This is a genomic window from Kribbella sp. NPDC048928 (assembly GCF_043197975.1).
In the GTDB taxonomy this organism is placed as follows: Bacteria; Actinomycetota; Actinomycetes; order Propionibacteriales; family Kribbellaceae; genus Kribbella.
In genome coordinates, this window is sequence record NZ_JBICUC010000004.1 from 708,835 (window position 1) to 735,360 (window position 26,526).

A 26,526-nucleotide genomic window follows, 5' to 3' on the forward strand; every position below is an offset into this window, starting at 1 on the left:
GTACGTCGGTGCACGCGTCGCCCCTGTTCGGTCAGGCGATCGCGCGACTGGCCGTGCAGCTCGAGCTCGATCAGGTCGTGGACGTGGGCGCCGGGTCCGGCGAGCTGGGCGAGGTACTGCGGGCCGAAGGGCTCGCTGTTACCGGCATCGAACTGGACGACCACCTGCCCGAACGACTGACCGGCCTGGTGATCGCCAACGAGTGGCTCGACAACGTCCCGTGTGAGGTTGTCGAGTGGGACGAGGACGGCGTACCGCGCTATCTGGCGGCCGACCTGACCCCAGGTGCCGTTGTGGACGGCAACGATCTGAGCTGGTTGCGGGAGTGGTGGCCTGGCGAGCCTGGCGACCGTGCGGAGGTTGGCCGAGCACGGGACGAGGCTTGGCAGGAGGTAGTGCAGCGGCTTGCGGGCGGTGCGGTCGCGATCGCCATCGACTACGGACACCTGAGGTCGAGCAGACCGCCGTACGGGACGTTGACCGGGTTCCGCGCTGGGCGGGAGTGTGCACCCGTTCCGGACGGCAGCTGTGACATCACGGCGCATGTGGCTCTGGACTCGCTGGGCGGCACGGTTGTGCGCCAACGCGACGTACTGAAGGCACTGGGCGTCAGCGGCGCCCGTCCGAGCCTGGAGCTCGCTCGGACGGAGCCGAGGCGCTACCTGTCCGAGTTGTCGTCAGCAGGCGAGGCGGCCGAGCTGCTGGACCCGTCCGGGCTCGGCGGGTTCGGCTGGGTCTGGACCGCGGCCGGAGCGGACGCCGAGAGGCGTGCAGCGCGCGCCCTGTCCGCCTGAGCCTGCACCAGCGCCGCAGCCAGGACCTGGTCCTGGTGCAGCGCGACCGCGTCCGTCGGGCCGAGGGGCGTGTCCACATGGACGTCGGCCAGCCCCAGACGGCGCTGGATCGGCCCCTGCTCCAGCCGGACCGACTGGGTCTTGTGGTGCAGCACGATCGACGTACGGCGACTCACCCAGCCGCGTGTGGTGACCATGACCTGCTCGTCGACTCCGTACGCCAGGTACCGCCAGCCGATCGGCCGGAGCCACTTGGCGCGCTCCGGCGCCGGATGCATCTGGATCTGGCTCAGGTCGAGGCCGGGCAGGATCCGGTTGAGTACGTACGCCACCTCTGCACGCTCGCCGACAGGCAGCAATTGCGCACCCTCGAGCAGGTCGTCACCGTCCTCCTTCTGCCCGGTGACACCGGCGATGTCCAGCTCGACCCGCGACCAGCCGAGCAGGCGCCAGATCAGCGGCTCGGTGATCAGCAGGCCCTGGACGCGGCCGGGCGGAATGGTCTGCCGCTGCACGTCGAACAGCCCGCGCTTGGTCCGCAGGCCGTGGCTGGACTCGGACAGCGTGAACCCGTGGTTGCCGACGACCTGCTTCCAGATCGGCTGCACCACACCGAGCAGCAGCGGCAGACCGGCGAACAGACCGACGTGGAAGTTCAGCACCATGGTCGCGACGATCAGCCAGATCAGTGCGCCCGCACTACCGACGACGGTGGACGACAGCAGGGTCGCCCCGAGCAGGCGGCTGGTCGGCACCGTCAGCAACGGTGGAGCCACCGCCTCGGCCTGCTGGTCGACCGCCTGTTGCTCGGCGGCCTGCTCGCCCTTGGCACGAACGAGGAGCGTCGTCCGCAGGCTCTGCGCCTCCTCGTACCGGAAGTAGCTCAGCTTGCCGTCGCTCTTGCCGCCGCCGGCCACGTCCATCCGCAGCTCGGCCATGCCGAACAGCCGGGCGACGAACGGCTGCGCCACGTCGATCGCCTGGATCCGGTCGAACCGGATGATCCGCGTCCGCCGGAACAGGAACCCGCTGTCCACCCGGATCGCGTCGTCGGTCAGCTGCCACTTGGTGAACCACCACGACAGCGTGCCGAGCAGGATGCCGCCGACGAGTACCGCGGCCAGGCCGATGCCGGCGAACGTCAGGTTCTGCCGGAGGCCCTCGTTGTTGACCAGGGCGAAGGCTGCGACGACGAAGTACCCCCAGCCCTTCACGAACGGGGTCAGCGGGTGCAGCCGCTGTCCCATCGTCTCCACAGCTTGCTGAGTCACAGGCCCCACGCCTGCGCCTGGCCGAGGGCGGACAGCCGGTCACGCAGGCGACCGGCCTCGTCGGGGTGCAGCCCGGGGATCTTCGCGTCGGTCGCCGGCGTCGCCGTGTGCAGCTCCACCGTCGCCATCCCGTACGCCCGTTCCAGCGGCCCCGCGGTCACGTCGACGAACTGCATCCGGCCGTACGGCACGACGACCAGCTCGCGGAACATGATCCCGTGGCTGACCAGCAGCTCGTCCTCGCGCTCGGCGTACCTCCAGGACCGCTGGTTGCGCCCGATCAGGATCCACGACCATCCGAACAGGAGCGCGATCAGGACCACGGCGAGCACGCCGTACAACCAACCGAGCGTCAGCCCGAGAACCACCAGCGCCGCGACAGCCACCAGCCCGGCGAGGATCGCCGCGTTCAGCCGCCGCAGCGTGGCCAGCTTCGGTGAGACCGCCGTCCAGCTGACATCCGAGGGTGCGAAGAGGTCATCCACGCCCCAAGCCTGTCACGATAGGAGGCATGAGCACGGAAAAAGTCGTTGGAGTCGGGGCCGGAGCTGCCGGATTTGACCCTGCGTACGAGCGTGGCGGGGCCGGGACGGACCTGCCGACCACCGACATGGTGCTCAACATCGGGCCGCAGCATCCGGCGACGCACGGCGTGCTGCGGCTGCGGCTGACCCTGGACGGCGAGCGGATCGTCGGCTGCGAGCCGATCATCGGCTACATGCACCGCGGCGCCGAGAAGCTCTTCGAGGTCCGCGACTACCGACAGATCATCGTGCTGGCGAACCGGCACGACTGGCTGTCCGCGTTCGCCAACGAGCTCGGTGTGGTGCTCGCGGTCGAGCGGATGATGAACCTCGAGGTCCCGGAACGCGCCGTCTGGCTGCGCACCCTGCTCGCCGAGCTGAACCGGGTCCTGAACCACCTGATGTTCCTCGGCTCGTACCCGCTCGAGCTCGGCGCGATCACGCCGGTGTTCTACGCGTTCCGCGAGCGCGAGACGATCCAGGCGGTGATGGAGGAGCTGTCCGGCGGCCGGATGCACTACATGTTCAACCGCGTCGGTGGCCTCAAGGAGGACCTCCCGTACGGCTGGCTCGGCCGCGCGTCCGCCGCCTCCGCCGCGGTCCGCAAACGGCTGCCCGACATCGAGGAGATCATCCTCGGCAACGAGATCTTCCGCGCCCGGACCGTCGGCGTCGGCAAGCTCGCCCCCGAGCTCGTCGCCCAGTACGGCGTCTCCGGCCCGATCGCCCGCGCCTCCGGGGTGGACGCCGACCTGCGCCGCGACGAGCCCTACCTCGCGTACGGCGAACTGCAGGACGTACTCCGCGTGGTCACCCGCCCCGAAGGCGACTGCTACGCCCGCTTCTCGGTCCTGCTCGAGCAGGTGAAGGTCTCCCTCGACCTCGTTGACGCCTGCCTCGCCAAGCTCTCCACCCTCCCAGCCGGCCCGGTCAACGTCCGGCTGCCGAAGATCCTGAAGGTCCCCGAGGGCCAGACGTACGCCTGGACCGAAAGCCCGCTCGGCATCAACGGCTACTACCTGGTCTCCCGCGGCGACAAGACCCCGTGGCGCCTGAAACTCCGCTCCGCCAGCTTCAACAACATCTCCGCCCTGCCGGCCCTGCTCCCCGGCACCATGATCCCCGACATGATCGCCATCCTCGGCAGCATGTTCTTCGTCGTCGGCGACATCGACAAATAGGTCAACGCCGGGTCAGGATCCGGGCCGCGATGCGCTGCTGCGCGTCCACGGTCTTCGGCAGTGGCGACAAGCTCGGGTCGTGCGTCCAGAGCCCGAACGGCAGGATCCCCGCCACCCGCGGATGGCGCACCGCCAGGTTGTAGTAGTCCCACTGCAGGGCGGCGACGGCCGCGTCGGTCTTCTTCGTCGACCCGCACAGGTTGCGCGCCGACTCCGTGTACACGAAGAGCTTGACGTCCGGCCGGGAGGCGGTCGCCGTCTCCAGCGTTTTCAGGGTCCCCTCGACCTTGTCCATCCCGACGCAGTACTGGTCGAACGCCACCCAGTCCACCGCCGGCGGGACCTTCACCCCCGGTTTCACCGACGGGGCAGCGAAGTTGAGCATCACCGGGATGTTCGGGAATGTCTTCTTGATCATCGCGGCCGCCGCTGCGGTGTCCTCGTACGACGCTCCTTGCCAGTACGCCTCGTCCATCAGCGCGAACGCCGCGATGCGATCGACGTAGTGCGAACTCTTCAGCTTCGCCACGAACGTTGTCCACTGCTGCTCGGCGTCCGCTCGCAGCCGGCACTTCGGACCAGGGCAGTCGACGAAGAACTGCCAGCGGGTGTTGAGCATGCAGGTACCGGGGGCGCACTTGGCCAGCTCGTCGAGCTTCGGGCCGCTCGAGTCGCTGACGCTCACCCAGTTGAGGTTCGAGTAGCCCGCAACGTCCGGCACGTGGTTGGTCGGGATGCTCTCGATCCGCGCGGCGAAATAGCCGAAGTACCGCAGGCCGGACGCCGTTGGAACCGTCAGGGCGGCGGGGTCCACGGCCGACACGTGCAGGTCGTCGACGGTGGACACGAGCTTCGCGTTGGTGCCGTACCGGCCGAGGAACAGCCAGTCGCGGGCCGGCAGCGGTTGCGGCAGCGTCGTCCGGAAGTCCTGCCCGTTGACGGTCCAGGTCAGGTTCTTGCTGTCGGCAACAGTCAGCGTCACCGCATACCGCGCGGCCGGGGCCGAAACCTTGGTGTTGATCAGCAGGGCACCGTGATGGAACACCTGCAGCTTGCCGTCGGCGGTGACGAGCGCACCGGTGACGTCCTTGTCGGACACGTACCCACGCGATCCGGCCGACGCCGCGAGCACGATCGACGACCAACCGCTGCCTGAAGCCGTCGTACCGACCGCGGGCGTGAGGGTCGCGGAGACCTTCGCCGTCCCGTCGTTCACCACCGGCGCATCCAGGCGTACGGCGCTTGTGCGCAGATGGAACGACAATTTGCCGCCGTACGCCGGGCTACCGACCTGCGCGTGCCACGGCCGCAGCGGGACCTTGGGGTCGTCACCGGCGTACCAGAGGCCAGGGACGCGCGTATACGTCACACCGCGGACAGCGCCGGTCTGACGGCCGTCCACGTTGTCGTTCAGGCCGTACTGCGGGTCCGTGTCGTGGGCGCCGTCGAAGGAATCGCTGAACGCAGCCGTCGAGGTGGCCGCGGACGCGGCGTGATGGGTCAGCGGATAGGTCACGAGAGACCCAAGAACGCCGGCCAGGACCAGCCCGAGCACCGTGAGTCGCTTCTTCCGCATGACCGCCGTCGCACCCCTTCGAGTCGTGTGGCGGCCAGTGTGGCAGCGGGAGGTCTCAGCCGGCGATCAATTCGAGGAGAGGCTCACGCAGGCCGTTTGACACTGCGAAGGTGGTACGGGATTCGGGTGAGTGCTCGGCGCCCTGCAGGTCGAGGACGGTGACGCCCGCCTCGCGGCAGATCGCCACGCCGGCCATCGTGTCCCAGGGCTTGTTCGAGTACATGATCATCGCGTCGAAGTAGCCGGCCGCGGTCCAGGACAGCGCGGTGGCCGCCGTACCGATCATCCGGAGCCGCTGGGCCCGCGGGTAGAGGCGCTGGGTCAGCGCGAACCGCTCGGCGTTCATCCCCTCCGCGTCCGGGCCGACCGCATAGTCGCCCACGGCAACCAATGCCTCGGACAACTCGGTGCAGTCGCTGCCCCGGATCGGCTTGCCGTTACAGGTCGCGCCCAGTCCCTCGGCGGCAGCGTACGTCGTACCAAGCGCGGGATGGTCGATGACACCGGCAACCGTTCGGCCTTCGTGAATCAGCCCAAGGGCGATGCACCACAGCGGTACGCCGTGGATGAAGTTCACCGTGCCGTCGACCGGGTCGAGCACCCAGCGGGTCCCGTCGGTCGCACCGCCCTCCTCCTCGCCCAGAACGCCGAGATCCGGCGTCTCCCGTTGGAGGAACGCGCGTACCTCCCGCTCCACGGCGAAGTCCACCTCGGAAGCCATGTCCCGGTCGCCCTTGGAGGTCAGCTCCCCCGGCGCCATCGACTCGGTGACGGCCCGGCCCCGGGCGACGGCGGCTTCGGCAACCTTCAGCAGTTCGGCGAGATCCACACCGCCGAACCTACACGGCGTTCAGGACGCCGCGAGGCCGCGGAGCTTGAGGTCCACGACGGTGGGGGCGTCGGCCTGGGAGTGCTTGTCGCCGGCCGCGACGACGGTCGCGACCTCCTCGTCGATCTTGTCCAGGCGCTGGTCGATCTTGTCCAGGCGGCGCTGCATCAGGTCGACGAACTCCGCGTTCTCGACGACGCGGGCACTGGTGATCCGCGAGTACTCCTGCGCGACCTGCGCACGCTCGTCGGAATGGGCCAGCCGCTCCACCAGCAACTGGTGGCGGAACAGGACCGCGCCGCCGATCGCAACGAGCGCGGCACCGACCGCAGCGGCCCGGAGAATCCAGGCATTCTGCGAGAACAGTGCGACACTCACCCCCACGCAGACAACGATCAACGATGCGTTGGCAACGGTGAGAACGGTGGTCCTGGTTCGACGGCGGCTACCCCTTGACCCCATGGGTCGCCATGTTAAGGGGTCTCGTCGGGGTCCTCGGGAATGCGACACGCCCGTTCGAGCAACAATCCGGCCGTGACGACCAGCACTGAGATCACCGCCGCAATACCGGCCATGACCACTCGTTGACGAGGCCCGGAGGCCCCCATCGCCTGCAGGAAGGATAACGCGAACCCTGCGTAAACACCGGTGCACAACGCGCCGACAAAAGCGCTGGCCTTCCCGATCATCAGCAGGAAGACCGCGCGGGACGCCTCGACACGTTCGCGGCGCACCTGGATCCGCTGATGGGTGTTGCGCGCCGCCACGAACAGCAGCGCGGCCAGGAAGGCCCAGGCGACCAGCGTCAGCCAGGACACCGTCGGCGCGACCCCGTCACCGGCCTCGATCGCCTTCACCAGCGTGACGCCGATCGCGACGCCGAGGACGGCGATCGCGACCAGCAGCCGGCGCGACGTCGGCCGCACTGAACCCTCGGGCGGTTCCTTCTGTGGCGCCCGGCCGGGCTCGGTACCGCCGGACACCACTACTGCAGCTCGATGTCGAGCTTGGTCACGCCCTCGGCCCCGACCTTCGCGAGCAGGTCCGCGACCGGGCCGTGGCCCGGCAGCACGGCGTCCCGCTCGATGTCGAGCCACGGCGCCAGCACGAACGCGCGCTCGTGTGCCCGCGGATGCGGGATGGTCAGCTCCTCGGACTCGATCGTCTTCTGCCCGTAGGTGATCAGGTCGATGTCCAGGGTCCGCGGTGCACCCGGCACGCTGCGCTCGCGGCCGAACGCCTCCTCGACCGCGTGCGCGCGCTCGAGCAGCAGGTCGACCCCGAGGGTGGTGTCGGCGAGCAGCACGATGTTCAGGTACGGCCCGGACTCGTCCGGACCGCCCACCGGCTGGGTCTCGTACACCGGCGACACCTCGACCACCACGACGTCCGGGGTGTCCCGCAGCGCATCGACCGCGCCCTGCAGGTTCGCCTCCCGGTCGCCGAGATTACTGCCGAGCGACAGGATCAGCTGACGGATCGGCTTCAGGCCTCCGCTCAGGGTGTCCGCGTCGATGACGTGGGGGCTAGGGGTCTCAGTCACGAGGATTCTCCGGCTCTGCGCTGCACGGTCAGGACAACGTCGTCGAACGGCACCGAGATCGGCGCCGAGGGTTTGTGGATGGTCACGGCCGTCGCTGTCACCCGCTCGTCGGCGAGACAGAGATCGGCGATGCGCTGGGCGAGGGTCTCGATCAGGTCCACCGGATCGGACTCGATGGCGGTGTGCACCTGCTCGGCCACCACGCCGTAGTTCACGGTGTCGGCCAGGTCGTCGGAGGCTGCGGCAGGCCGGGTGTCCAGCTCCAGCCGGACGTCCACGACGAACTCCTGCCCGTCGGCCCGCTCGTGATCGAACACCCCGTGGCGCCCGAATCCGCGGATGCCCCGGATCTCGATCACATCAGGAGGAGTCAGCACGGGACCGCTCATTCCGCCTCCTCCTGTCGGCCCCCAGACGACAGTACCGGTGAGGCATGGTGGATCCACAACCGCCAGCCGGAGGAAGTTCTGCGGAAAACGTTCGTCGCGAGCGCCTTTCCGCCCGCGAAACCTTCCTCCGGGGCGCCCTCGCCGGACGACAGGACATTCTCCGTACACGTGACGTACGCCACGTTGTCGTCGACCCGCACCTGGACGTCGGTGAGGAAGAACTGGATGTACGGCGTGTTCGCGAAGATCATCGCCCAGGCCCGCATCAGCTCGGGGTACCCGGAGATCGCGGCGTTGCCGGGGTGGATGCAGACCGGATCCGGCTCCGGCAGCCAGACGGCCGCCATCAGATCCAGATCGCCGGCCTCAAAGGCGTTGTAGAACGCCATGTTGGCATTCAGGACGGCATCCTCGACGGTCGCACCCGACGGCCTGTTACGTGCGGCATCGCCGCCGGTGCCCTGCCGTGGTGCATCCGTCATACCTTTCCCCATCTCTTCGCCACCCGGACCGCGTCCACGCTCGGGGCCACCGCGTGCGCCCGGACACACCAGGCACCGGCGGCGGCGGCCAGGGCGGATACGGCCACGCTCGCGTCGTCTCGTCGTACGGCCGGTCTGGGTTCACCGGTCTGCTCGTCGGCGAGCAGCCTACCGAGGAACGTCTTCCGGGACGCACCGATCAGCAACGGTCTTTCCAGTACGGCGAATTCCCGCAACCGGCGCAGAATCTCCCAGTTGTGGTCCGCGGTCTTCGCGAAGCCGAGCCCGGGGTCGAGCGCGACCCGGTTCAGATCGATGCCGGCCGCGCTGAGCGCGTCCAGGCGTTGGGCCAGCTCGGCGATCACCTCGGCGACGACATCGACGTACTGGGCCCGGTTCTGCATGTCGACCGAGTGGCCGCGCCAGTGCATGCACAGGTACGGCGCGCGGCGCTCGGCGATCAGCGGCAGCATGTCCGGATCGGCCAGCCCGCCGGAGACGTCGTTGATCATCGTGGCGCCGGCGTCCAGGACGAGCTCCGCGACCTGCGAGCGCATCGTGTCCACCGAGATGATCGCGCCGTCCGCGGCGAGCGCCTCGACGACCGGGATCACCCGGCGGAGCTCCTCGTCCTGCGACGGCCGCACCGCACGCGGACGGGTGGACTCGCCGCCGACGTCCAGCAGGTCGGCGCCCTCGGCCAGCAACTCCCGGCCGTGCTTGATCGCGGCGCTCGGCTCGAACCACTCGCCGCCGTCCGAGAACGAGTCCGGCGTCACGTTCACAACGCCCATGACGAGGCACCGGTCGACGACCGGCAACCCGTCCACGTGACTCCACGCCTCAGTTCTCACCCACACACCGTAGTAGCCCCACCCCCCAGGCCGAAGGCTGGGCCCGGGAAGGCTCAGTTGGCGAGGATCAGGCGGGATGCGGTGGATTGCAGGACGGGGGTGATCGGCTGTGAGTACGACTCGTTGGTCTGGCCGTACTTCTCCAGGCACTTGCCGTCGATCAGGGCCGCCCCGCTGGTGATGCCCTGGGCGTAGTTCCCGGTCATGTTCGCGCCGCCGGAGTCGCCCGCTTCGACGCACGCGGTGTGCTGGAAGAGGCCGCGGACCACGCGGTTGTTGCCGTAGTTCACCGTGACGTTCCGCGCGACGATCCGGCCGCAGGTCCAGCCGGTGCTCTTCCCGGACTTGCACAGCGTGGAGCCGATGGTGGCGTCCGCGAGGCCCTTGACCGCGACGTTGCCGTTGCCCCAACCCTCGACGTACCCCTGCTGGTCCCAGCCCTCGATCACGCCGACCGACCCGAAGTCGCTGCCCGGGAAGCTCGATGTGTAGGTGTTGCCGAGGACGTATCCGTTCCGGGAGAACGACGGCTTGCCGGACGTGCAGTGGCCGGCGGTCAGGAAGATGCGGGTGCCCTTGCGGGTCCGGGCGTTGAAGCCGAGCGAGCAGACGTACCCGGTGTTCTTGTCGACCTGGACGCCGCCGCGCAGGCCGAAGTCGTCGGCGGTGGTGCGGACCGTCCCGGTGACCCGGCGGACCGTCACCCGGTCGCCGTTGGCCTCGGCGCGGGACAGGAACCGCTGGGTGATCGAGTCGTGCGCGGTCTTCGGCACCGAGACCACCACGGTCCCGGAGACCGGATCGACGTACCAGGACCGGACCTTGCCGGCGCTGGACGCGGAGGCCAGGTGGTTCAGCTCCCCCTGGACGGCGTTCAGCTGATGGGCGGTGTATTTCACCAGGCGCGGGATGGCGCCGATCTGACGGACCAGCTCGGCGGTCGACAGGTCCGACACCGCGACGACCAGCTCGCCGCCGGCGTCGTAGTAGCTGCCCACGACGCCGGAGTCGGAGCCGAGCTCGGACTCCAGGGTCTGGGCGACCAGCGGGTCCACAGCCCCGTTGGTGGCCTTCGCGGCCTTGGGGGCCTGCTGATCGGTGTGGGAGCCGGTCTTGGTCCGCGTGTCCGCGGTGGCCCAGTTCGCCGCGGCCAGCCCGCCGGTCGTCAGGACGACGACCCCGGCTAGTGCGGCGCCGACCCGGAAACGCCCCGACATCCTGTCCTCCTCACACCGGCGCTCTGGTCCCCGTTGGCCGAGTGCCACTACGGAAAGTAAACGCTCAGCGACAGAATGTCCATAGTGCCGGACTCTTAAACTTCAACGACGGCTGGGGTTCCCGGGCTACGGGTCAGCCGACGATCAGGCTCATCGCCTCGGCGCGGGTGCTCGGGTTGCGGAGCTGGCCGCGCACGGCGGAGGTGATCGTCTTCGCGCCCGGTTTCCGGACGCCGCGCATGGTCATGCAGAGGTGTTCGCACTCGATCACCACGATCACGCCGCGCGGCTCGAGGATCTCGACCAGCGACTCCGCGATCTGCGTGGTCAGCCGCTCCTGGACCTGCGGCCGTTTCGCGTACACGTCGACCAGCCGCGCGAGCTTCGACAGCCCGGTGACGCGGCCGTCACGGCTCGGGATGTACCCGACGTGGGCGACGCCCGTGAACGGCACCAGGTGGTGCTCGCACAGGCTCCACACCTCGATGTCCTTCACCAGCACCATCTCGTCGTGCTCGAGCGCGAACGTGGTCGTCAGTACGTCCTCCGCGCCCTGCCCGAGCCCGGCGGTGATCTCCGCGTACGAGCGGGCCACCCGCGCCGGCGTGTCCTGCAGACCCTCGCGGTCCGGGTCCTCGCCGATCGCGATCAGCAGCTCCCGGACGGCCCGCTCGGCCCGCGCGTGGTCGAACTTCGGTGACGTCATCGCAGAAACGCTACGGCAGCACAGCAGAAAACGCCGCCACCCGGTCCGGGTGGCGGCGTTCCTGGTGATTCGCGGTGAAGAGCCCTACTGGTTGGTCGGCGGGGTCGGGCCGCTGCCGTAGTCCGGCGGGCGGATCGCCTCGTCCGGGCCGACCGAACCGCCCGGCAGCACGTCCGAGAGCGAGCCGTTCTGCTCCGCACGGGTCGGGATCGGCATCACCGGCGGCTGGTCCGACGGCACCCGGGTGGACGAACCGGTCCAGGCCGGCCGCCGCTCGCGCATCACCACCGGCTCGAAGATCCGGGCGATCTGGCCCTTGTCCAGGGTCTCCTTCTCCAGGAGCTCCTCGACCAGGTGGTCCAGCACCGCGCGGTTCTGCACCAGGATGTCGAACGCCTCCTGGTGCGCGTTCAGGATCAGCTTGCCGACCTCCTCGTCGACCGCTGCCGCGATCTCCTCGGAGTAGTTCCGCTGGCTGCCGATGTCCCGGCCGAGGAACGGCTCGCCGTTGTCCTGGCCGAACTTGATCGCGCCCAGCCGCTCGGTCATGCCGTACTGCGTGACCATCGCACGGGCCAGCGCCGACGCCTTCTCGATGTCGTTGCTGGCGCCCGTGGTCGGGTCGTGGAACACCATCTCCTCGGCGGCCCGGCCACCGAGCATGTAGGCCAGCTTGTCGAGCATCTCCGACCGGGTGGTCGAGTACTTGTCCTCGTCCGGCAGGACCATCGTGTAGCCGAGCGCCCGGCCCCGCGGCAGGATCGTCACCTTGTGCACCGGGTCGGAGTGCGGCAGCGCGGCGGCGACCAGGGCGTGCCCGCCCTCGTGGTACGCCGTCAGCACCTTCTCCTTGTCGGACATCAGCCGGGTCCGGCGCTGCGGGCCGGCGATCACGCGGTCGATGGCCTCGTCCAGCGCGCGGTTGTCGATCAGCTGCGCGTTCGACCGGGCGGTCAGCAGGGCCGCCTCGTTCAGTACGTTGGCCAGGTCGGCACCGGTCATCCCGGGCGTCCGGCGGGCGACCGCGACCAGGTCGACGTCCTGCGCCATCGGCTTGCCCCGGGCGTGCACCTTGAGGATCTGTGTCCGGCCCGGCAGGTCGGGAGCGTCGACGGCGATCTGCCGGTCGAACCGGCCCGGCCGCAGCAGCGCCGGGTCCAGCACGTCCGGACGGTTGGTGGCCGCGATCAGGATCACACCGCCGCGGACGTCGAACCCGTCCATCTCGACGAGCAACTGGTTCAGGGTCTGCTCGCGCTCGTCGTGCCCGCCGCCGAGGCCTGCGCCACGGTGCCGGCCGACGGCGTCGATCTCGTCGATGAACACGATCGCCGGAGCGTTGGTCTTGGCCTGCTCGAACAGGTCCCGGACCCGGGAGGCACCGACACCGACGAACATCTCGACGAAGTCCGAACCGGAGATCGAGTAGAACGGCACCCCGGCCTCGCCGGCGACCGCACGGGCCAGCAGCGTCTTACCGGTACCGGGCTGGCCGTAGAGCAGCACGCCCTTCGGGATCTTGGCGCCGACCGCCTGGAACTTGCCGGGCTCCTGCAGGAACTCCTTGATCTCGCCGAGCTCCTCGATCGCCTCGTCGACCCCCGCGACGTCGGCGAACGTGGTCTTCGGGGTGTCCTTGGTGACCAGCTTGGCCTTCGACTTGGCGAAGCTCATCACCCGGGAGCCACCACCCTGCATGGAGTTCATCAAGAAGATGAACACCACCGCGATCAGCAGGAACGGGATCAGCGTGGAGAGCACCTGGCCGATGAAGCTCGGCTTCGGGTTCTCGACGTCGTACCGCTCGATCTTGCCGTCCTGGAAGAGGGTCTGCAGGTCGTTGCCGAGGTTCTCGCCCTGGCCGTCGACCCAGTGGGCCCGGACCTTGCTGCCGTCGGTCTTCTCCAGCCGGATCTCCTCGTCCGGGTTGACCAGCGTGACCGACTTGATCGTCTTGTCGCTCGACGACTTGGCCTGCTGGATCAGCTGGACGACCTGGCCGGTGGGCTCGGTCTTGTACCCGGTCGAGCCGGTCAGGAGCTGCCCGATCACCAGGACGCCCAGGAAGGCGACGACGATCCAGAACAGGGGTCCGCGGAAGATGCGCTTCACGTCCATGATCGGGGCCTAGACCCCGTCCCTCCTAGCTCGGCAGGCCCGGGTGTGGCGGGCTTGTGACGGTAATACCAGTCCAAGTGTCTCGTGTCGCACAAGACAACACAGCACGAGGGTCACCAAAGGACAGTACGACCCGTTGTACAGGCCGTCACCAAGTCTGCCCTGAAGGGCGCGTCAGGAGTAGACGTGCGGTGCCAGCGTGGCGACGCAGCGCAGGTTCCGGTACTTCTCGGCGTAGTCCAGCCCGTACCCGACCACGAACTCGTCCGGCAGGTCCAGACCGACGTACTTCACCGGGACCTGCATCTTCGCCGCGTCCGGCTTCACGAAGGCGGTGCACAGCTCCAGCGAGGCGGGCTTGCGGGACTCCAGGTTGCTGACCAGCCAGCTCAGCGTGAGCCCGGTGTCGATGATGTCCTCGACGATCAGCACGTGCCTGTTGGTGATGTCGGTGTCCAGGTCCTTCTGGATCCGCACCACCCCGGAGGACTTGGTGCCCGAGCCGTACGACGAGATGGCCATCCAGTCCATCTCGATGTGCCGGCTGAACGACCGGGCCAGGTCGGCCATCACCATCACCGCGCCGCGCAGCACCCCGACCAGGAGCAGGTCCTTGCCCTCGTAGTCGGCCTCGATCCGCGCTGCCAACTCCCGCAGCTTCGCGAGGATCTGCTCCTCGGTGTAATGGATCTTGGTCAGGTCCTTCTCGATGTCCGCCGCATCCACGGGCTCAGCCTGTCACATCCGGCCCGAGGATGATGAATCCGCCCTTGCGGACGGCGCGGATCCCCTGTGGCAGGTCGATCCAGCGCTGACCGCGCCACTCGGTCACCAGCGCCTCGACCGCCGCGATGTGCCGCGCTGTGAGGTCCGTGGCCCGGCAGCCGGCTTCCAGCGCAGCTTGTCGGAGTACGCGCGTACGGACCGCGGCCGGCTCCTCCTCGAGTACGCCGACGTCGCACCGCACCTGTCCTTCGGCACGGCTCAGTGCGGTCTCGGCGACATCCGCGGCCAGCTGGTCCAGCGCGTCGGCGTCCGCGCGCAGCAGCCCTGCCGTACGGGCGAGCGCATCGACCACACCCGGACCCAGCGCCTCCTCCAGTACGGGCAGTACTTCGTGCCGTACGCGAACGCGCGTGTACTGCGGGTCGTCGTTGTGCGGGTCGTGCCACGGCCGCAGCCCCGAGGCGATGCAGGCGGCGGCCGTGGTGGACCGCGGTACCTCCAGGAACGGTCGCCGCAACAACCCGACGACAGCAGCCATCCCGGCGAGCGAACGAGCACCTGAGCCGCGCCCCAGCCCGAGGAGGACGGTTTCGGCCTGGTCGTCGCGGGTGTGCGCCAGCAGGACGACGTCCGCTCCCAGCTCATCAGCCGCGTCACGGAGGGCGTCGTACCGCGCTGTACGCGCGGCGCCCTCCGGCCCACCCTCTGTACCGACCTGCACCGCGCGGACCAGTACGGGGTCGAGCCCGAGCGTCCGGCACTGCCCGGCTGCTCTCTCCGCGACCTGTGCCGAGTCGGCCTGCAGGCCGTGATCCACGACGACCGCACCGGCACTCAGACCGAGCTTGGGCGCCTCGAACGCGGTAGCGGCCGCGAGCGCGAGCGAGTCGGTGCCGCCGGAGCAGGCGACGAGCACCGTCGTACCTTGCGGCAGCTCAGCCAGAGTCGTCCGCACCGCCTCCCGGGTGCGGGCGATGGCGGGGTGGAGCTTCCCCCGCCGCTGCTGCGTCAGCTGCTCAGCCGTGGAGTCTGGCGACCCAGGCATCGGGGTTCGCGATCTCGTTCTTGGTCGGCAGCGTGTTCGGACCGGTCCAGACCCGGTTGAAGCCCTCCATGCCGACCCGGTCGACCACGCGGCGGACGAAGGCCGCACCGTCCTTGTACTGCCGCATCTTCGCGTCCAGCCCGAGCAGCCGCTTCAGCAGCTGGTCCACCGGGTTCCCACTGGTCCGCCGGGACGTGAACTTGGACCGGATCGTCTCGACGGTCGGGATGACCGACGGCCCGACCCCGTCCATCACGAAGTCCGCGTGGCCCTCCAGCAACGACATGACCGCCGTCAGCCGGTCCAGCACCGCACGCTGCTCCGGCGACTGCATCAGGTCCACAAGGCTCAGCTCGGCCTCACCTCGGACGGAACGGCCCAGCCGCTGCACGGCCTCCCGGAACATCGCGGCGTACGCCGAAGCGTCCAGCTCGGCCTGGTCGAGGAACAGTGCGATCTCCGACCGCAGGTGGTCCCGCAGCCACGGGACCGCGGTGAACTGCACCCGGTGCGTCTCCTCGTGCAGGCACACCCACAGCCGGAAGTCCCGCGGTACGACACCCAGCTCGGACTCCACGTGGACGACGTTGGGCGCCACCAGGAGCAGCCGACCGGTCAGACCGGGACGGTCCGGGTCCGGCTGCGCCGGGTAGAACGGGTCGAACTGACCGAGCACCCGCGACGACAGGAACGCCAGCAGCGCACCCGCCTCGATCCCGGTCACCCGGGAGCCGACCGCCGACGACAGGCCCGCAGTACGGTCCACCTTCTCGCGCAGCTTGTCGGCCAGCGGCTGCAGCACGGTCCGGAAGCCGTCCGCGTTCGCCTGCACCCAGCCGGGCCGGTCGACGATCACCACCGGTGCGGTGGCCGAGGTGGCCTTCAGCCCGGTGAACTCGCGGACGTGAGTCTCGGACTCGGCCGCGAACTGCCGCAGGTCCGCGACCACCTGGTCCGCCTCAGCACGGCTGACCGCCGGCCCGGGGCGCACCAGCTTCCGCGCCACGCCGGTCGCCAGCTGCCAGTCGACCATCTCGGTCGTGGTCCCGCCTTCCGCCGTACTCATACAACGACCCTAGTGCCATGTCCCAACATGTGCCGGTTGATCAGCAGCCGCAGTTGGCGAGTGCTGCGGTCGCTCTGTCGAGGGCGGCTCGCGCGTCGAGGGTCTTCGGGACCGGGACGCTGTCGCTGGCGATCGCGAACACCAGGAGCGTGCCCGAGCGGTCCCGGGCGTACCCGGCGAGGCTGTGAACGCTAGTGAGTGTCCCGGTCTTCGCATGCACCAGGCCGGTCCCAGTGCTCGTACCGGCCGTGGTGAAACGCTCCTTGAGGCTCCCGTCGAACCCTGCGATCGGCAGACCGGTCAACAGGTGCCGCAGCTCCGGGTGCTCCTTCGACGCGGCTACACGCACCGCACCAGCCAGCAGGTCGAGCGGGACCTTGTTGGCACGAGTCAGCCCGCTGCCGTCGTACGTCGTGGCTTTGGAGACGTCCAGCCCCAGCTTGGTGAGCGTGGCGCGTACGCCCTCCACACCACCCACGTACGACCCGCCGTTGCCGGTCGCGATGCCCACGTGCCGCAGCATCACCTCGGCGCCGTCGTTGTCGCTGTGCAGGTTGATGTACTCGACGATCTGCCCCACGGTCGGCGACTTCACCTGTGCCACCGGCGCAGCGGCCTTCGCGGCGACGGCGGGCTTCGTAGCGGCCACCTTGATCCCGTACTGCACCAGGAGCTTCTGGAACGCCAGCGCGGCGGCTTGGGACGGTGAGGTCGACCGCTTCGCCATGCCCGGTGCGATCCGGCCCTCGTTCACCCACAGGGCGGACGTGGGGGCCGCGATGCCTTCCGGTACGTAGTTGGCCTCCCAGTGCGTGTTGACCGCCGGCCCGGTGAACAACGAGGCGTCGTACCCGAGGGTGACCGAGGCGTTCCCCTGCGCCTTCAAAGCCTTGGCCGTGCTCGCGGCAAGCGTCTGCAGGCTGGCCCGCGCCGGGAAGCCGTCGTTCGCGGACGGCTTGACGGTCAGCAGCGGGTCACCGCCGCCGACCAGCACGATCGAACCCTTGCCGCCGCTCACGACCTTCGTGGCGAACGTGTGGTCCGGCCTGAGCACCGACAGCGCCGACACCGTGGTGAGCAGCTTCAGGGTGGACGCGGGCGTGTACGAAGTCGCAGCGCCGACCGAGAACACCGGCTTGCCGCGGGAGGCGTCGTACACGTAGATGCCGTGATGCTTGCCGAGCGACGGGTCCTTGAGGATCGCCGCGAGCGCCTTTCCGACACCCGCCGCGGTCGGAGCGGCACCCTCAGTGGCGGCCGGCGCCAGCACCGGCGGCGCCTGCTTCGTGATCCGCACCGATTCGGGTACGGCACGTGCGCTGCTCACCGCGCTCGTACTCAGGGCAGCACACAGCGCCGTACTGAGAAGCGTGACGAATGCCGCACGGGCAGGTCGGGCCACCGGGCTGCTCCTGTCATGAGGTCGGTCGGAACCGTGACAGTATCTGCCGTATGGAGTTCGACGTCTTCATCGAGATCCCCAAGGGCACTCGCAACAAGTACGAGCTGGACCACAAGACGAACCGTCTGCGCCTGGACCGCACGCTGTTCACCGCGACGCAGTATCCGTCTGACTACGGGTTCATCGAGGACACCCTCGGCCAGGACGGCGACCCGCTGGACGCGCTCGTACTGCTGCCGGAGCCGACGTTCCCGGGCTGCCTGATCCGCTCCCGGGCGATCGGGATGTTCCGGATGACCGACGAGAAGGGCCCGGACGACAAGGTCCTCTGCGTCCCGGCCGGTGACCCGCGCCAGGAGCACCTGCGCGACATCCACCACGTACCGGAGTTCGACCGGCTGGAGATCCAGCACTTCTTCGAGGTCTACAAGGACCTCGAGCCGGGCAAGTCGGTCGAGGGCGCCACCTGGGTCGGCCGCGCCGAGGCCGAGGCTGAGATCACCGCCTCCTTCCAGCGCCTCAAGGCCGAAGGCCACTAGCCTCCGGCAGGTCAGTCGCCTGAGAGCCGGCGGAGCAGGCCCAGCAGGGTCTTGCGCTCCGCCGCGCTCAGCGGCTGCAACAGGTCTGCCTCGGCAGCGCGGATCAGCTCGTCCATCGTGTCGAGCTGCCGCTCGCCCGCGGCCGTGATCGCGACGATCTTTCGGCGCCGGTCGGCGGAGTCGACCCGGCGCGCCAGGAACTCCAGCTCCTCCAGCTCGTCGAGCAGCGTGACCAGATCGCTGCGGTCGAGCCCGATCCGGTCCGCGAGCGTCGCCTGTACGGCCTCGCCGTCGTCCGAGAGGCTCGCCAGCACGTGGTAGTGCAGCGTGCGGATGCCGGCCTCGGTCATGTGCTGCCGGACCAGCCGCTGGGCGTGCTGGCTGGCCCGCCCGAGCGCGAACAGCGCATGGTCGGACAGCCGGTGCTTCGGCGACTTCTTCACCCGCCAACTCTATTGGCATCCCTCAGTTGCCGAGTTATCGTGGGAATCTCCCATTATTTAATCCTCCCACGATATGGAGTTCCCACGATGCGCGCAGTGCGCTTTCACCGCCACGGCGGTCCCGACGTCCTCCAGCTCGACGAGGTCGCCGTTCCCGAACCCGGCAGCGGGCAGGTCCTGATCGAGGCCGAGGCGATCGGTGCGAACGCGATCGACACCGTCCTCCGCCGCGGCGGCAGCCCCTGGGACCGGCCGCTGCCGGGCACGCTGACCGGCGAGGTCGTCGGCCGGATCGCCGCCCTCGGCCCGGACGCGCCGCCCGGGATCGCGATCGGCCAACGCGTCGTTGCCCTGGCCGAGGACGCGTTCGCCGACCAGAGCATCGCCGAGGCCGACTTCCTCGCCCGGATCCCCGACGACGCGGACGCAGCCGAGGCGACCATGATGGCGATGACCGGCCCGCTCGCCTACCGGCTCCTCGAGACCGCGCACCTCCCGGCCGGCGGGGCTGTCGTGATCCACTCCGCGGCCGGCACCATCGGCCACCTCGCGGTCCAGCTCGCCCGCTCGTACGGCCTCGGAACCGTCATCGGTACGGCGTCCTCGCCGCACCGCCTCGACTTCATCCGCTCGCTCGGCGTCGAGGCCGTGGACCTGACCGATCCGGACTGGCCTGCGAAGGTCCGCGAGCTCGCGCCGGACGGCGTCGACGCGGTCCTCGACGCGGTCGGCGGAAAGGTCTTCGAGCAGGGCCTCGACCTGATCAAGCCGCTCGGCAGCATGATCACGTACGGGGCCATCACCACCGAGCTGCCGACGGTGCCGGCCGGCGCCCTGTTCGGATTCAGGTCGGTGACCGGCGTCTCGATCATGGGCTGGCGCGGCGCCCGCCCCGAGGCGGCCCACGCCGACATCGCCGAGGTCGTCCGTCGCTGGCAGTCCGGCGAGCTCCGGCCGGTCGTCGCCGCCACCCATCCGCTGGCCGAGGTCACCCGCATCCACGAGGCGCTGGACGCCCGCTCCAGCCTCGGCCGCCTCGTCGCCACCCCCTGACCCGGTTCCCCCAGGCCATCACAATCGCCCGCGCCGCACAGACCTGAGCGCGCGTCGCCGCCAACCGGCGCATTGTGATGGCCTGGGGATCCGCAGCCGATAAAGTCGGCGCGTGGAGCTTCGGCAGATGCGGTACTTCGTGGGTGTCGCCGAGGAGCTGCACTTCGGCCGCGCCGCGGAGCGGCTGTACATCTCCACGCCGACGCTGAGCCAGCAGATCAAGCAGCTCGAACGCGAGGTCGGCACCGGGCTGCTGATCCGGCACAGCCGCGGCGTCGAGCTCACCCCGGCCGGGCAGGTCTTCCTCGCCCGCGCCCGGGAGACGCTCCAGGCGGCCGGCCTGGCGCTCAAGGACACGCGCCGGGCCGCCGGCCTCGACGAGCCCGTCCTCCGGCTCGGCCTGCTGAACGGCGTCCCCGGCCGGCTGCCCGCCGCCCTTGAACAGCTCGCCACCGAACGCTTCCCGAACAGCACGGTCACCCTGGAGGCAGGCACCACCACCGACCAGCTCCGGATGCTCGCCGCCGGCGAGATCGACCTCGGCCTGGTCCGTACGCCTTTGACGTTGCCCACAGCAATGACCTCCGAACACCTGGCCACCGAGGAGCTCGGCGTCCTGCTCAGCGCAACACACCCGCTGGCGGCGAGCGCCGAGCTCACCCTCGACGACCTGACCGGCCTCGAGCTGATCTGGATCCTGCGCGCCGCGGCACCCGAGTTCTACGACGACACCATCCGCCTGATCGGTGCCGGCGTCCGGCTGAGCGACATCAGCATGAGCCACTCCCAACTCCGCTCGGCTTTGCTCGTACGACGGTCCGCGATCAGCCTTGGATCCCGACGCGCGGCGACCCCGGACGTGGTCTGGCGACCGCTCGCCGGACGCCCACTGGTCGCCCGGTACGCCGCCGTCTGGCGCACCGACTCGAACAACCCGGTGCTGCAGGCGATGACTGTTAGCCCCGGCCTAACGGTCGTTAGCGAACAGGTCGTGGTGGACTGACGCTCCCGGTGGTTGGCTCGAAACGTCAACCACCGAAGGAGAAACAGGTGCAGGAACACGTCGTGATCGTCGGCGGCGGCTCGGGCATGGGCCGCGCGCTCGCCGCCGAACTGGTTGCCCAGGGCAGCGAAGTCACCGTCGCCGGACGGTCCCTGGACAAGCTCGAAGCAGTACGCCAGGAGCTCGGCATACGGACCGTCGAGACCGACCTCGGGAACGAGAAGGACATCGAGCGGCTCTTCGCCACCACCGGCCCCGTCAGCCACATCGTCACCACGGCCGCGGACGTCGGCGGCGCGTACCAGCCGATCAGCTCGTACGACGTGAACGCGGCCCGCGCCGCGATCGACTCCAAGCTGCTCGGACCGCTACTGCTCGCCAAGCACGGCGCACCACTGCTCGAGCCCGGCGGCTCGATCGTCTTCACGTCGGGGATCGCTGCGTACCGCCCGGGACCGCGTGCTTCGTTGCTCGCGGCACTCAACGGCGGACTCGCCTCACTGGCGGCCGCCCTGGCCGTCGAGCTGGCTCCGCTCCGGGTCAACGTGATCTCGCCGGGCTGGGTCGACACCCCGATCTGGCAGGACGTGGCCGGGGACGCGGCGCCCGAGACACTGGCCGCGATGGCGGCTCGCCTTCCGGTCGGACGGATCGGGCGGACCCAGGACATCGCGGCGGCCGTGATCGCCTTGCTGCGCAACGGTTTCATCACCGGCACCGTCCTGCACGCCGACGGCGGACACCGGCTGGTGTAGAACGCGAGCGTCCCCGGCAACAGGGCATTGTTGCCGGGGACAACCGATCTGGCGGTGGCTACGGGCGGCCGAAGAAGTTCGGTGGGATCCAGTAGTAGACGCTGTCGATCTGCACCGGCTTGCCGGTCCGCGGCGCGTGGATCATCATCCCGTTGCCGATGTACATCGCGACGTGGTGGATGGTGCCCGGGTCGTTCGGGTTCAGCGCCCAGAAGATCAGGTCGCCGGGCCGCAGGTCGTCCTCCTGGATGTGCTGGATCTGCTCGTACTGCGCGACGCTGTAGTGCGGCAGCTGGACGCCGGCCCGCTCCCAGGCACCCTGCGTCAGGCCGGAGCAGTCCCAGCGGTTCGGCCCGGTGCCGCCCCACAGGTACATCTCGCCGAGCTGGTTGCGCGCGAAGTCGATCGCCGCCGAGGCGCCCTTGCGCGAGCTGTGGCCGCCGTCGTCGTTGGTGTCGCGGCTGGGCTTGGACGGCTTGTGCTTCTTCGGCTTCTTGCCGTGGTTCTGCTTGGCCTGCTCGCGTTCTTCCTGCTCCTCGCGGGCCTGCTCGGCCGCCTCGCGCTTGCGTTGCGCGGCCTCGGCCCGGCGCTCCGCTGCCTCGCGGGCGGCGATCCGGCGCTTCAGCTCGGCGGCCTTCCGGGCCGCGAGCTCGGCGGCGCGCTGCCGGGCGAGCTCCTCGAGCCCGTGCTGGCGCTGGGCTGCGACCTTGACCGAGATGTTCTGCAAGGTGGCGAGCTGGGCGATCGAGTTCGTCCGCTGGACGCCGATCGCGGTCACGGCGGCCGACTGTGCGGCCTCCGCGTCCTGCGCGGCCTTCTTCGCCTTGGCGGCCTCGTCGGTCGCCTTCTTGACCTTCGCGACCGCCTGGTCGGCCTGCACCTTGAACAGGTTCGTCATCACCTGGGTGGCCGAGAACCGCAGATACGAGCCCTGCATCGCCGCGGACACCGAGTGCGCCGCGCCGGCCGAGTCGAGCAGCTGCTGCGGACCGTCCGCGGTGAACAGCGGGGCGAGCTTCGCGACGTCGCCTCCGCCCTGGTACGACGCGGCGGCGAAGCGGCCGATCTGCTGCCGCTGGGCGGTCAGCGTCTTCTCCGCCTCGGCGGCGCGGGCCGCGGCAGCAGCCGCCGCTGTCTTCGCCTGCTGGAGCCGGTAGACCGCGCCGTTGTAGGCCTCGTCGGCGATGCCGGACTGGATGCCGAGCTGCTCGAGCCGGGCGTTCGCGGCGCCGAGTTCACGCTCGATCTTGGCCACCTGGCCGGCCTTCGAGGCGGCGGCCTGCTTGGCCCGCTCGACCGCGGCCTTGGACGGGATCACCGGCGGCTTCGGCTTGGCAGCCTCGGCCGGGAGCGTGGGCACAGCCATGGAGCCGGCCAAGCAGATCGCGAGCACCCCGGAGACCAGCAACCTGCCTGCTCGTCCGGTCTTCCCAGCACTCACGACCCGCCTGCCGGACGTGGCCCTTGGGGGCGTCCGCATCGGGATCGTTCCTTCCGCCGGTCACGAACCCCTTCCCCAGGGTTCGTGAACTTTTGGTCCTCCTGGACCACATACGTGACACTAGTTGCCTACAGCCCCATTGGGAACAGTTTTCACACAGGTAACTTTGTTTCACCCGTGTGTCGACTTGACAAACTACAAGCTTGTAATTCCGCGAAGCCGCAGGTGGGCAACGGAAAACGCCCCTCCGGCCGGAGCCGGAGGGGCGTTGCGGGACCGCGGGGATTCAGCTCAGGACGAACGACGCGACCACCGGCAGGTGGTCCGAGGCCGGCGTCACCGGGACGGCGGCCCGCACCGGCCGCAGGCCTGCGCTGTGCAGCTGGAAGTCGATGCGCTTGGTCGGGTTGCCCGCCTCGATCGTGTAGCCCGGGCCGTCGCCGACCTCGGTCCAGGTGTCGTCCAGTACGGCGGTCAGCGTCTTGATCTCCGGCGCCTCGGGGGTCGCGTTCAGGTCGCCGACGAGTACGGTCGGCGTCTTCGATGCGCCGAGCAGCTCGACCACCTTCTGCGCCTGCTCGAGGCGTTCGGCGTTGTTGTTGCTGGTCAGGTGCGTGTTCGCGAACCGGAGCTTGGCGCCGCGGACCGTGAGGTTCGCCACCGCGAGGCCGCGCTGCTCACCGGTCGGGTAGAGCGGCAGCAGCGTGTTCTTGAAGCTCTGGATCGGGTACTTCGACAAGATCGCGGTCCCGTACTGGCGGCGCGGCTCTCCCGGGTTCACCGGCGGCAGGTCGAGGTTCGCGGCGTACGCGTAGTGCATCTTCAGCCGCTGCGCGAACCAGGCGGGCTGGTCCACCCAGTTGCTCCGCACGTCCCAGTGCCGGTCGACCTCCTGGAGCCCGATCACGTCGGCCTTGGACTGCTCGATCAGCTTGGCGATCCGCTCGAGGTCGAGGACGCCGTCGATCCCGGCGCCGTGGTGGATGTTGTAGGTCATCACCGTCAGCGGCCGGCCCGGACGACCGGCGTCCGGCTGAGCCGCGGCAACGGTAGGTACCACCATCAAGAGCCCCACGAGGGCGGTCAGCAATTTACGCATACAGCCATCCTCTCGGAAAACCAGCGACACCCGCGCAACGAGCGAGTGTCGCCGGACCCAACATCAGCGGACGAGCCGCCCGACGGCGCCGTTCGCACCCGACGCCCAGCAACCGGCCTGGAAGCCGTGGCCGGCGCATTCGACGCTGTCGAAGCTGCCGTCGTAGAACTGCTTCCAGCTACGGCCGCCGTCGAGGCTCACGTCGCTCCCGGACGGACCGACCGCGATCACCGTGAACGGCGACCACGGCACGAAGTGCGAGCCGCTCCGGTACCCCTTCGGGGCCTGATCGGCCGGCACGAGCTTCCACGTACGGCCACCGTCGTACGTCACCGAGGCGGCGTTCACGGCCTCGGTCGGCTTGGTGAAGTCACCGCCGACCGCGACGCCGAACAACGTGTTCCGGAACGCCAGGCTGAAGATCCCGGCCGCCTCGCCACTGGCCATCGGCGAATCCGACACCGTCCAGCGCCGGCCGCCGTCGACGGTCCGGAACACCCGCGGCCGGTCGCCGCCGCCGGTCGCGAACCACGCCGTACGGCCAGAGCCGGCAACCAGGCACGTCCCGCTCGCGGCGAACGCGAACTCGCCCGGCAAGGCGGCCGGCATCCCGGCGTTCGGCTGCACCTTCCAGGACCGGCCGCCGTCCGACGTCGCCGCGATCCGGAACTTTCCGTCGACCGGATCGCTCATCGCGAGACCGTGCTTGTTGTCGTTGAAGGCGAAGCAGTCGTAGAACGCCTTCGGATCCGGATTCCGGAAAGTTTCCGACCAGGACTTTCCGCCGTCGGCCGTGCGGTAGACCCGGGAGTCCGCACCCTCGCCGATCGTCAGCGCGACCGCATGCTCGGCGTCGAACGCCTCGACGTCGCGGAACTGCAGCGCCTCGGCCCCGGCCGGGCTGACGTCACGCCAGTGCTTCCCGCCGTCGATCGTCCGGAGCACGGTCCCTTCGGTCCCACCGACCCAGGCGACATCCTTGTTCACCGCCGCGAGCCCGCGGAACTGCGCCGTCGTACCGGTCGGCGTCAGTTCCCACCGGTACGACGGTCCGCCGTGCGCCTGGGCTGGTACGACCTGACCCATCAACAACAAACCTCCTACCGCCAAAGCGGCCCCACGCAGGATTCTCATGCGCGGCAATCTAACGCGCCCTCACCCCGCCGTCAGCTTGAACGACTGAGGCGCGCTGCCGTTGCAGGTGAGTTGGACTAGTTGGGTGCTGTCGGCGAGCGAGCCGCCGGGGACGGTCAGGCACTTGGTGCTGAGGCGGCTGACGAGATGGAAGTACCCGCCGCCTTCGGAGACTGCCTGCCACTGCTGGTTGTTTCCGTTGCTGTACGTCCACAGCTGCAGGCCGGCGTTGTCCGCGGCGGACACACCGGTCACGTCGATCACCTTGGTCGCGTCATTGCGGTTGTTGATCCGGCTGAACCCGCCGGACGTCGGCTGGAACTGGAACTGCTGCGCCTGCGTTCCGTTGCAGCTGTACTGCTGGATCACCGTCCCGTTGGCAGTACCGGCCGCGCGGGCATCGATGCACTTCCCGCTGGACTTGCCGGCGAGCTGGTACCACGCACCCGGCGCCGGCTGATCGACCGGCGGCGTCGTACCGGAGCCGCCGAGCCACTTCAGCGCATCCATCATGAACTGGTTCTGGGCGGGGCTGTCGAACGTCGACGACAGGCGGGTGTTGGTCTCGTAGTTCATCGCGTTGTGGCCGAAATTCGCGTAGATCATCTTGTAGTTCTTGTTTGTCCAGATGATCGGGTAGTAGCCGGAGGTCCAGATGTTGCCCTGCTGGTTGCCGACCGGAAAGCTCGACGGATCGATCGACGCCAGGACCTGGATGTCGGGGTTGGTCCGCAGGTCGTTCTGCCAGCTGTACCACTCGCTCACCGACGACCGGAACGTCGCGCCGGTGTTCACCAGCGCCGGATGCGAACGGTTCTCGGTCCGCAACGTCACCGCGGACGGACCCCACGTGTTCGAGGCGAACCGCCCGGTGCCGAGGAACGTGTTGTTGAACCACGGCCAGCCGCCGCTCTCGTCGTTGTACGCCGACACGTGGAACCCGAAGAACGCGCCGCCGTTGTCCATGTAGTGCTGGAAACCGTTGCGCTGGGCATCGGTCTGCGGCGAGTCGTCGAGGAACATCACGACCTGGTACTGCGCAGCGCTCAGGTTGTCTAGCTGGTCCCAGTCATTAGTGGCCGTGTACGAGAAGCCGTTCTGCGCCCCGAACTGTGGGAAGCGCTGATTGGCCTCTTTCTCGAAGTCGATGTGGGCAGCGTCCCAGGTGCCGCTGTAGAACGCGAGCACGTTGAAGGACGCTTGAACCGCGGCAACCGCGGGCGAGGTCAGGCCACTGATCAGCAGGACCAGGGCGAGCAGGAACGCAGGCATGCGAAAGCGATCGGAAAGCATGGGGGCGGACCTTTCCGTCAGAACTTTTATGAAATTTCAGTTC

Annotated in this window: 27 protein-coding genes and 1 pseudogene; 6 read left to right on the forward strand and 22 right to left on the reverse strand. The window is 69.2% G+C overall.

The genetic code is table 11. The features are described from left to right. Positions 1-83 precede the first annotated feature (83 nt). Positions 84-560, forward strand: a pseudogene (locus ACGFI6_RS21335) (SAM-dependent methyltransferase); the annotation flags it as partial. 98 nt (positions 561-658) lie between these two features. Here ACGFI6_RS21335 and ACGFI6_RS21340 read toward each other — a convergent pair. Together ACGFI6_RS21340 and ACGFI6_RS21345 are read right to left on the reverse strand one after the other, a co-directional pair. Continuing rightward, positions 659-2,065 carry a PH domain-containing protein gene (locus tag ACGFI6_RS21340; RefSeq protein WP_393120984.1) on the reverse strand — a complete coding sequence of 469 codons (1,407 nt, stop codon included), beginning with the start codon at positions 2,063-2,065 and terminating at the stop codon, positions 659-661. Next, positions 2,062-2,550 carry a PH domain-containing protein gene (locus ACGFI6_RS21345; RefSeq protein WP_393120986.1) on the reverse strand — a complete coding sequence of 163 codons (489 nt, stop codon included), beginning with the start codon at positions 2,548-2,550 and terminating at the stop codon, positions 2,062-2,064. The genes ACGFI6_RS21340 and ACGFI6_RS21345 overlap by 4 nt, the downstream gene beginning before the upstream one ends. A gap of 26 nt (positions 2,551-2,576) precedes the next feature. Between ACGFI6_RS21345 and ACGFI6_RS21350 the strand changes: the two genes are divergently transcribed. Further along, on the forward strand, positions 2,577-3,770 hold the full coding sequence (locus ACGFI6_RS21350; RefSeq protein ID WP_393120988.1) for an NADH-quinone oxidoreductase subunit D: 1,194 nt from the start codon (positions 2,577-2,579) through the stop codon (positions 3,768-3,770). Position 3,771: 1 nt separating this feature from the next. Here the strand turns inward: ACGFI6_RS21350 and ACGFI6_RS21355 are convergent, their stop codons facing one another. The 15 genes from ACGFI6_RS21355 to dacB all read right to left on the reverse strand — a co-directional run bounded on the left by ACGFI6_RS21355 (position 3,772) and on the right by dacB (position 17,723). After that, positions 3,772-5,346 (reverse strand): hypothetical protein, encoded by a 1,575-nt coding sequence (locus ACGFI6_RS21355; RefSeq protein WP_393120990.1) that lies wholly within the window; start codon positions 5,344-5,346, stop codon positions 3,772-3,774. A 55-nt stretch (positions 5,347-5,401) separates the two neighbouring features. Next, positions 5,402-6,175: an inositol monophosphatase family protein gene (locus tag ACGFI6_RS21360; protein WP_393120991.1), complete on the reverse strand. Its 774-nt coding sequence runs from the start codon at positions 6,173-6,175 to the stop codon at positions 5,402-5,404. A 21-nt stretch (positions 6,176-6,196) separates the two neighbouring features. Continuing rightward, positions 6,197-6,553: a hypothetical protein gene (locus ACGFI6_RS21365; protein ID WP_393120992.1), complete on the reverse strand. Its 357-nt coding sequence runs from the start codon at positions 6,551-6,553 to the stop codon at positions 6,197-6,199. Between the two features lie 95 nt (positions 6,554-6,648). Beyond that, entirely contained in the window at positions 6,649-7,101 is a 453-nt protein-coding gene (locus tag ACGFI6_RS21370) for a DUF3180 domain-containing protein (RefSeq protein WP_393120994.1), read from the reverse strand. A 59-nt stretch (positions 7,102-7,160) separates the two neighbouring features. Next, positions 7,161-7,718 carry a 2-amino-4-hydroxy-6-hydroxymethyldihydropteridine diphosphokinase gene (folK, locus tag ACGFI6_RS21375; RefSeq protein WP_393120996.1) on the reverse strand — a complete coding sequence of 186 codons (558 nt, stop codon included), beginning with the start codon at positions 7,716-7,718 and terminating at the stop codon, positions 7,161-7,163. After that, positions 7,715-8,107, reverse strand: coding sequence for a dihydroneopterin aldolase (gene folB / locus ACGFI6_RS21380; protein WP_393120998.1), 393 nt, complete (start codon positions 8,105-8,107; stop codon positions 7,715-7,717). Before folB ends, folK begins: the two co-directional genes overlap by 4 nt. Continuing rightward, entirely contained in the window at positions 8,104-8,589 is a 486-nt protein-coding gene (locus ACGFI6_RS21385) for a nuclear transport factor 2 family protein (RefSeq protein ID WP_393121000.1), read from the reverse strand. The genes folB and ACGFI6_RS21385 overlap by 4 nt, the downstream gene beginning before the upstream one ends. After that, positions 8,586-9,383 carry a dihydropteroate synthase gene (gene folP, locus ACGFI6_RS21390; RefSeq protein ID WP_393121287.1) on the reverse strand — a complete coding sequence of 266 codons (798 nt, stop codon included), beginning with the start codon at positions 9,381-9,383 and terminating at the stop codon, positions 8,586-8,588. The genes ACGFI6_RS21385 and folP overlap by 4 nt, the downstream gene beginning before the upstream one ends. Positions 9,384-9,496: 113 nt before the next feature. Continuing rightward, complete coding sequence (locus tag ACGFI6_RS21395) at positions 9,497-10,660, reverse strand: S1 family peptidase (protein ID WP_393121002.1); 1,164 nt, start codon at positions 10,658-10,660, stop codon at positions 9,497-9,499. A 133-nt stretch (positions 10,661-10,793) separates the two neighbouring features. Next, positions 10,794-11,366, reverse strand: a complete 573-nt coding sequence (gene folE / locus ACGFI6_RS21400; RefSeq protein WP_393121004.1) for a GTP cyclohydrolase I FolE — start codon at positions 11,364-11,366, stop codon at positions 10,794-10,796. An 84-nt stretch (positions 11,367-11,450) separates the two neighbouring features. Further along, on the reverse strand, positions 11,451-13,487 hold the full coding sequence (gene ftsH, locus ACGFI6_RS21405) for an ATP-dependent zinc metalloprotease FtsH (RefSeq protein ID WP_393121290.1): 2,037 nt from the start codon (positions 13,485-13,487) through the stop codon (positions 11,451-11,453). A gap of 171 nt (positions 13,488-13,658) precedes the next feature. Beyond that, positions 13,659-14,210: a hypoxanthine phosphoribosyltransferase gene (gene hpt, locus ACGFI6_RS21410; RefSeq protein ID WP_393121006.1), complete on the reverse strand. Its 552-nt coding sequence runs from the start codon at positions 14,208-14,210 to the stop codon at positions 13,659-13,661. 4 nt (positions 14,211-14,214) lie between these two features. Further along, on the reverse strand, positions 14,215-15,255 hold the full coding sequence (tilS, locus tag ACGFI6_RS21415) for a tRNA lysidine(34) synthetase TilS (protein WP_393121007.1): 1,041 nt from the start codon (positions 15,253-15,255) through the stop codon (positions 14,215-14,217). After that, on the reverse strand, positions 15,227-16,321 hold the full coding sequence (locus ACGFI6_RS21420) for a zinc-dependent metalloprotease (protein ID WP_393121009.1): 1,095 nt from the start codon (positions 16,319-16,321) through the stop codon (positions 15,227-15,229). Before ACGFI6_RS21420 ends, tilS begins: the two co-directional genes overlap by 29 nt. Before the next feature lie 40 nt (positions 16,322-16,361). After that, complete coding sequence (gene dacB / locus ACGFI6_RS21425; RefSeq protein WP_393121011.1) at positions 16,362-17,723, reverse strand: D-alanyl-D-alanine carboxypeptidase/D-alanyl-D-alanine-endopeptidase; 1,362 nt, start codon at positions 17,721-17,723, stop codon at positions 16,362-16,364. 50 nt (positions 17,724-17,773) lie between these two features. Here dacB and ACGFI6_RS21430 point away from each other — a divergent pair, with 50 nt between their 5' ends. Next, positions 17,774-18,262 carry an inorganic diphosphatase gene (locus ACGFI6_RS21430; protein WP_393121012.1) on the forward strand — a complete coding sequence of 163 codons (489 nt, stop codon included), beginning with the start codon at positions 17,774-17,776 and terminating at the stop codon, positions 18,260-18,262. An 11-nt stretch (positions 18,263-18,273) separates the two neighbouring features. On the opposite strand, the gene ACGFI6_RS21435 is transcribed toward ACGFI6_RS21430, so the two are convergent. Then, on the reverse strand, positions 18,274-18,705 hold the full coding sequence (locus ACGFI6_RS21435; protein WP_393121014.1) for a MarR family winged helix-turn-helix transcriptional regulator: 432 nt from the start codon (positions 18,703-18,705) through the stop codon (positions 18,274-18,276). 87 nt (positions 18,706-18,792) lie between these two features. Here ACGFI6_RS21435 and ACGFI6_RS21440 point away from each other — a divergent pair, with 87 nt between their 5' ends. The 3 genes from ACGFI6_RS21440 (at position 18,793) to ACGFI6_RS21450 (ending at position 21,516) form a co-directional block, all read left to right on the forward strand. Beyond that, positions 18,793-19,758, forward strand: a complete 966-nt coding sequence (locus ACGFI6_RS21440) for a zinc-binding alcohol dehydrogenase family protein (protein ID WP_393121016.1) — start codon at positions 18,793-18,795, stop codon at positions 19,756-19,758. A 112-nt stretch (positions 19,759-19,870) separates the two neighbouring features. Further along, positions 19,871-20,761, forward strand: coding sequence for a LysR family transcriptional regulator (locus tag ACGFI6_RS21445; RefSeq protein ID WP_393121018.1), 891 nt, complete (start codon positions 19,871-19,873; stop codon positions 20,759-20,761). A gap of 47 nt (positions 20,762-20,808) precedes the next feature. After that, entirely contained in the window at positions 20,809-21,516 is a 708-nt protein-coding gene (locus tag ACGFI6_RS21450) for an SDR family oxidoreductase (RefSeq protein ID WP_393121019.1), read from the forward strand. A 58-nt stretch (positions 21,517-21,574) separates the two neighbouring features. Here ACGFI6_RS21450 and ACGFI6_RS21455 read toward each other — a convergent pair whose 3' ends face one another. The 4 genes from ACGFI6_RS21455 to ACGFI6_RS21470 all read right to left on the reverse strand — a co-directional run bounded on the left by ACGFI6_RS21455 (position 21,575) and on the right by ACGFI6_RS21470 (position 26,483). Next, positions 21,575-22,957: a C40 family peptidase gene (locus tag ACGFI6_RS21455; protein ID WP_393121021.1), complete on the reverse strand. Its 1,383-nt coding sequence runs from the start codon at positions 22,955-22,957 to the stop codon at positions 21,575-21,577. Between the two features lie 286 nt (positions 22,958-23,243). Continuing rightward, complete coding sequence (locus ACGFI6_RS21460) at positions 23,244-24,056, reverse strand: endonuclease/exonuclease/phosphatase family protein (protein ID WP_393121023.1); 813 nt, start codon at positions 24,054-24,056, stop codon at positions 23,244-23,246. Between the two features lie 63 nt (positions 24,057-24,119). Further along, positions 24,120-25,190, reverse strand: a complete 1,071-nt coding sequence (locus ACGFI6_RS21465; RefSeq protein ID WP_393121025.1) for a WD40/YVTN/BNR-like repeat-containing protein — start codon at positions 25,188-25,190, stop codon at positions 24,120-24,122. A 21-nt stretch (positions 25,191-25,211) separates the two neighbouring features. Continuing rightward, on the reverse strand, positions 25,212-26,483 hold the full coding sequence (locus ACGFI6_RS21470; protein ID WP_393121027.1) for a ThuA domain-containing protein: 1,272 nt from the start codon (positions 26,481-26,483) through the stop codon (positions 25,212-25,214). Between the last annotated feature and the right edge of the window lie 43 nt (positions 26,484-26,526).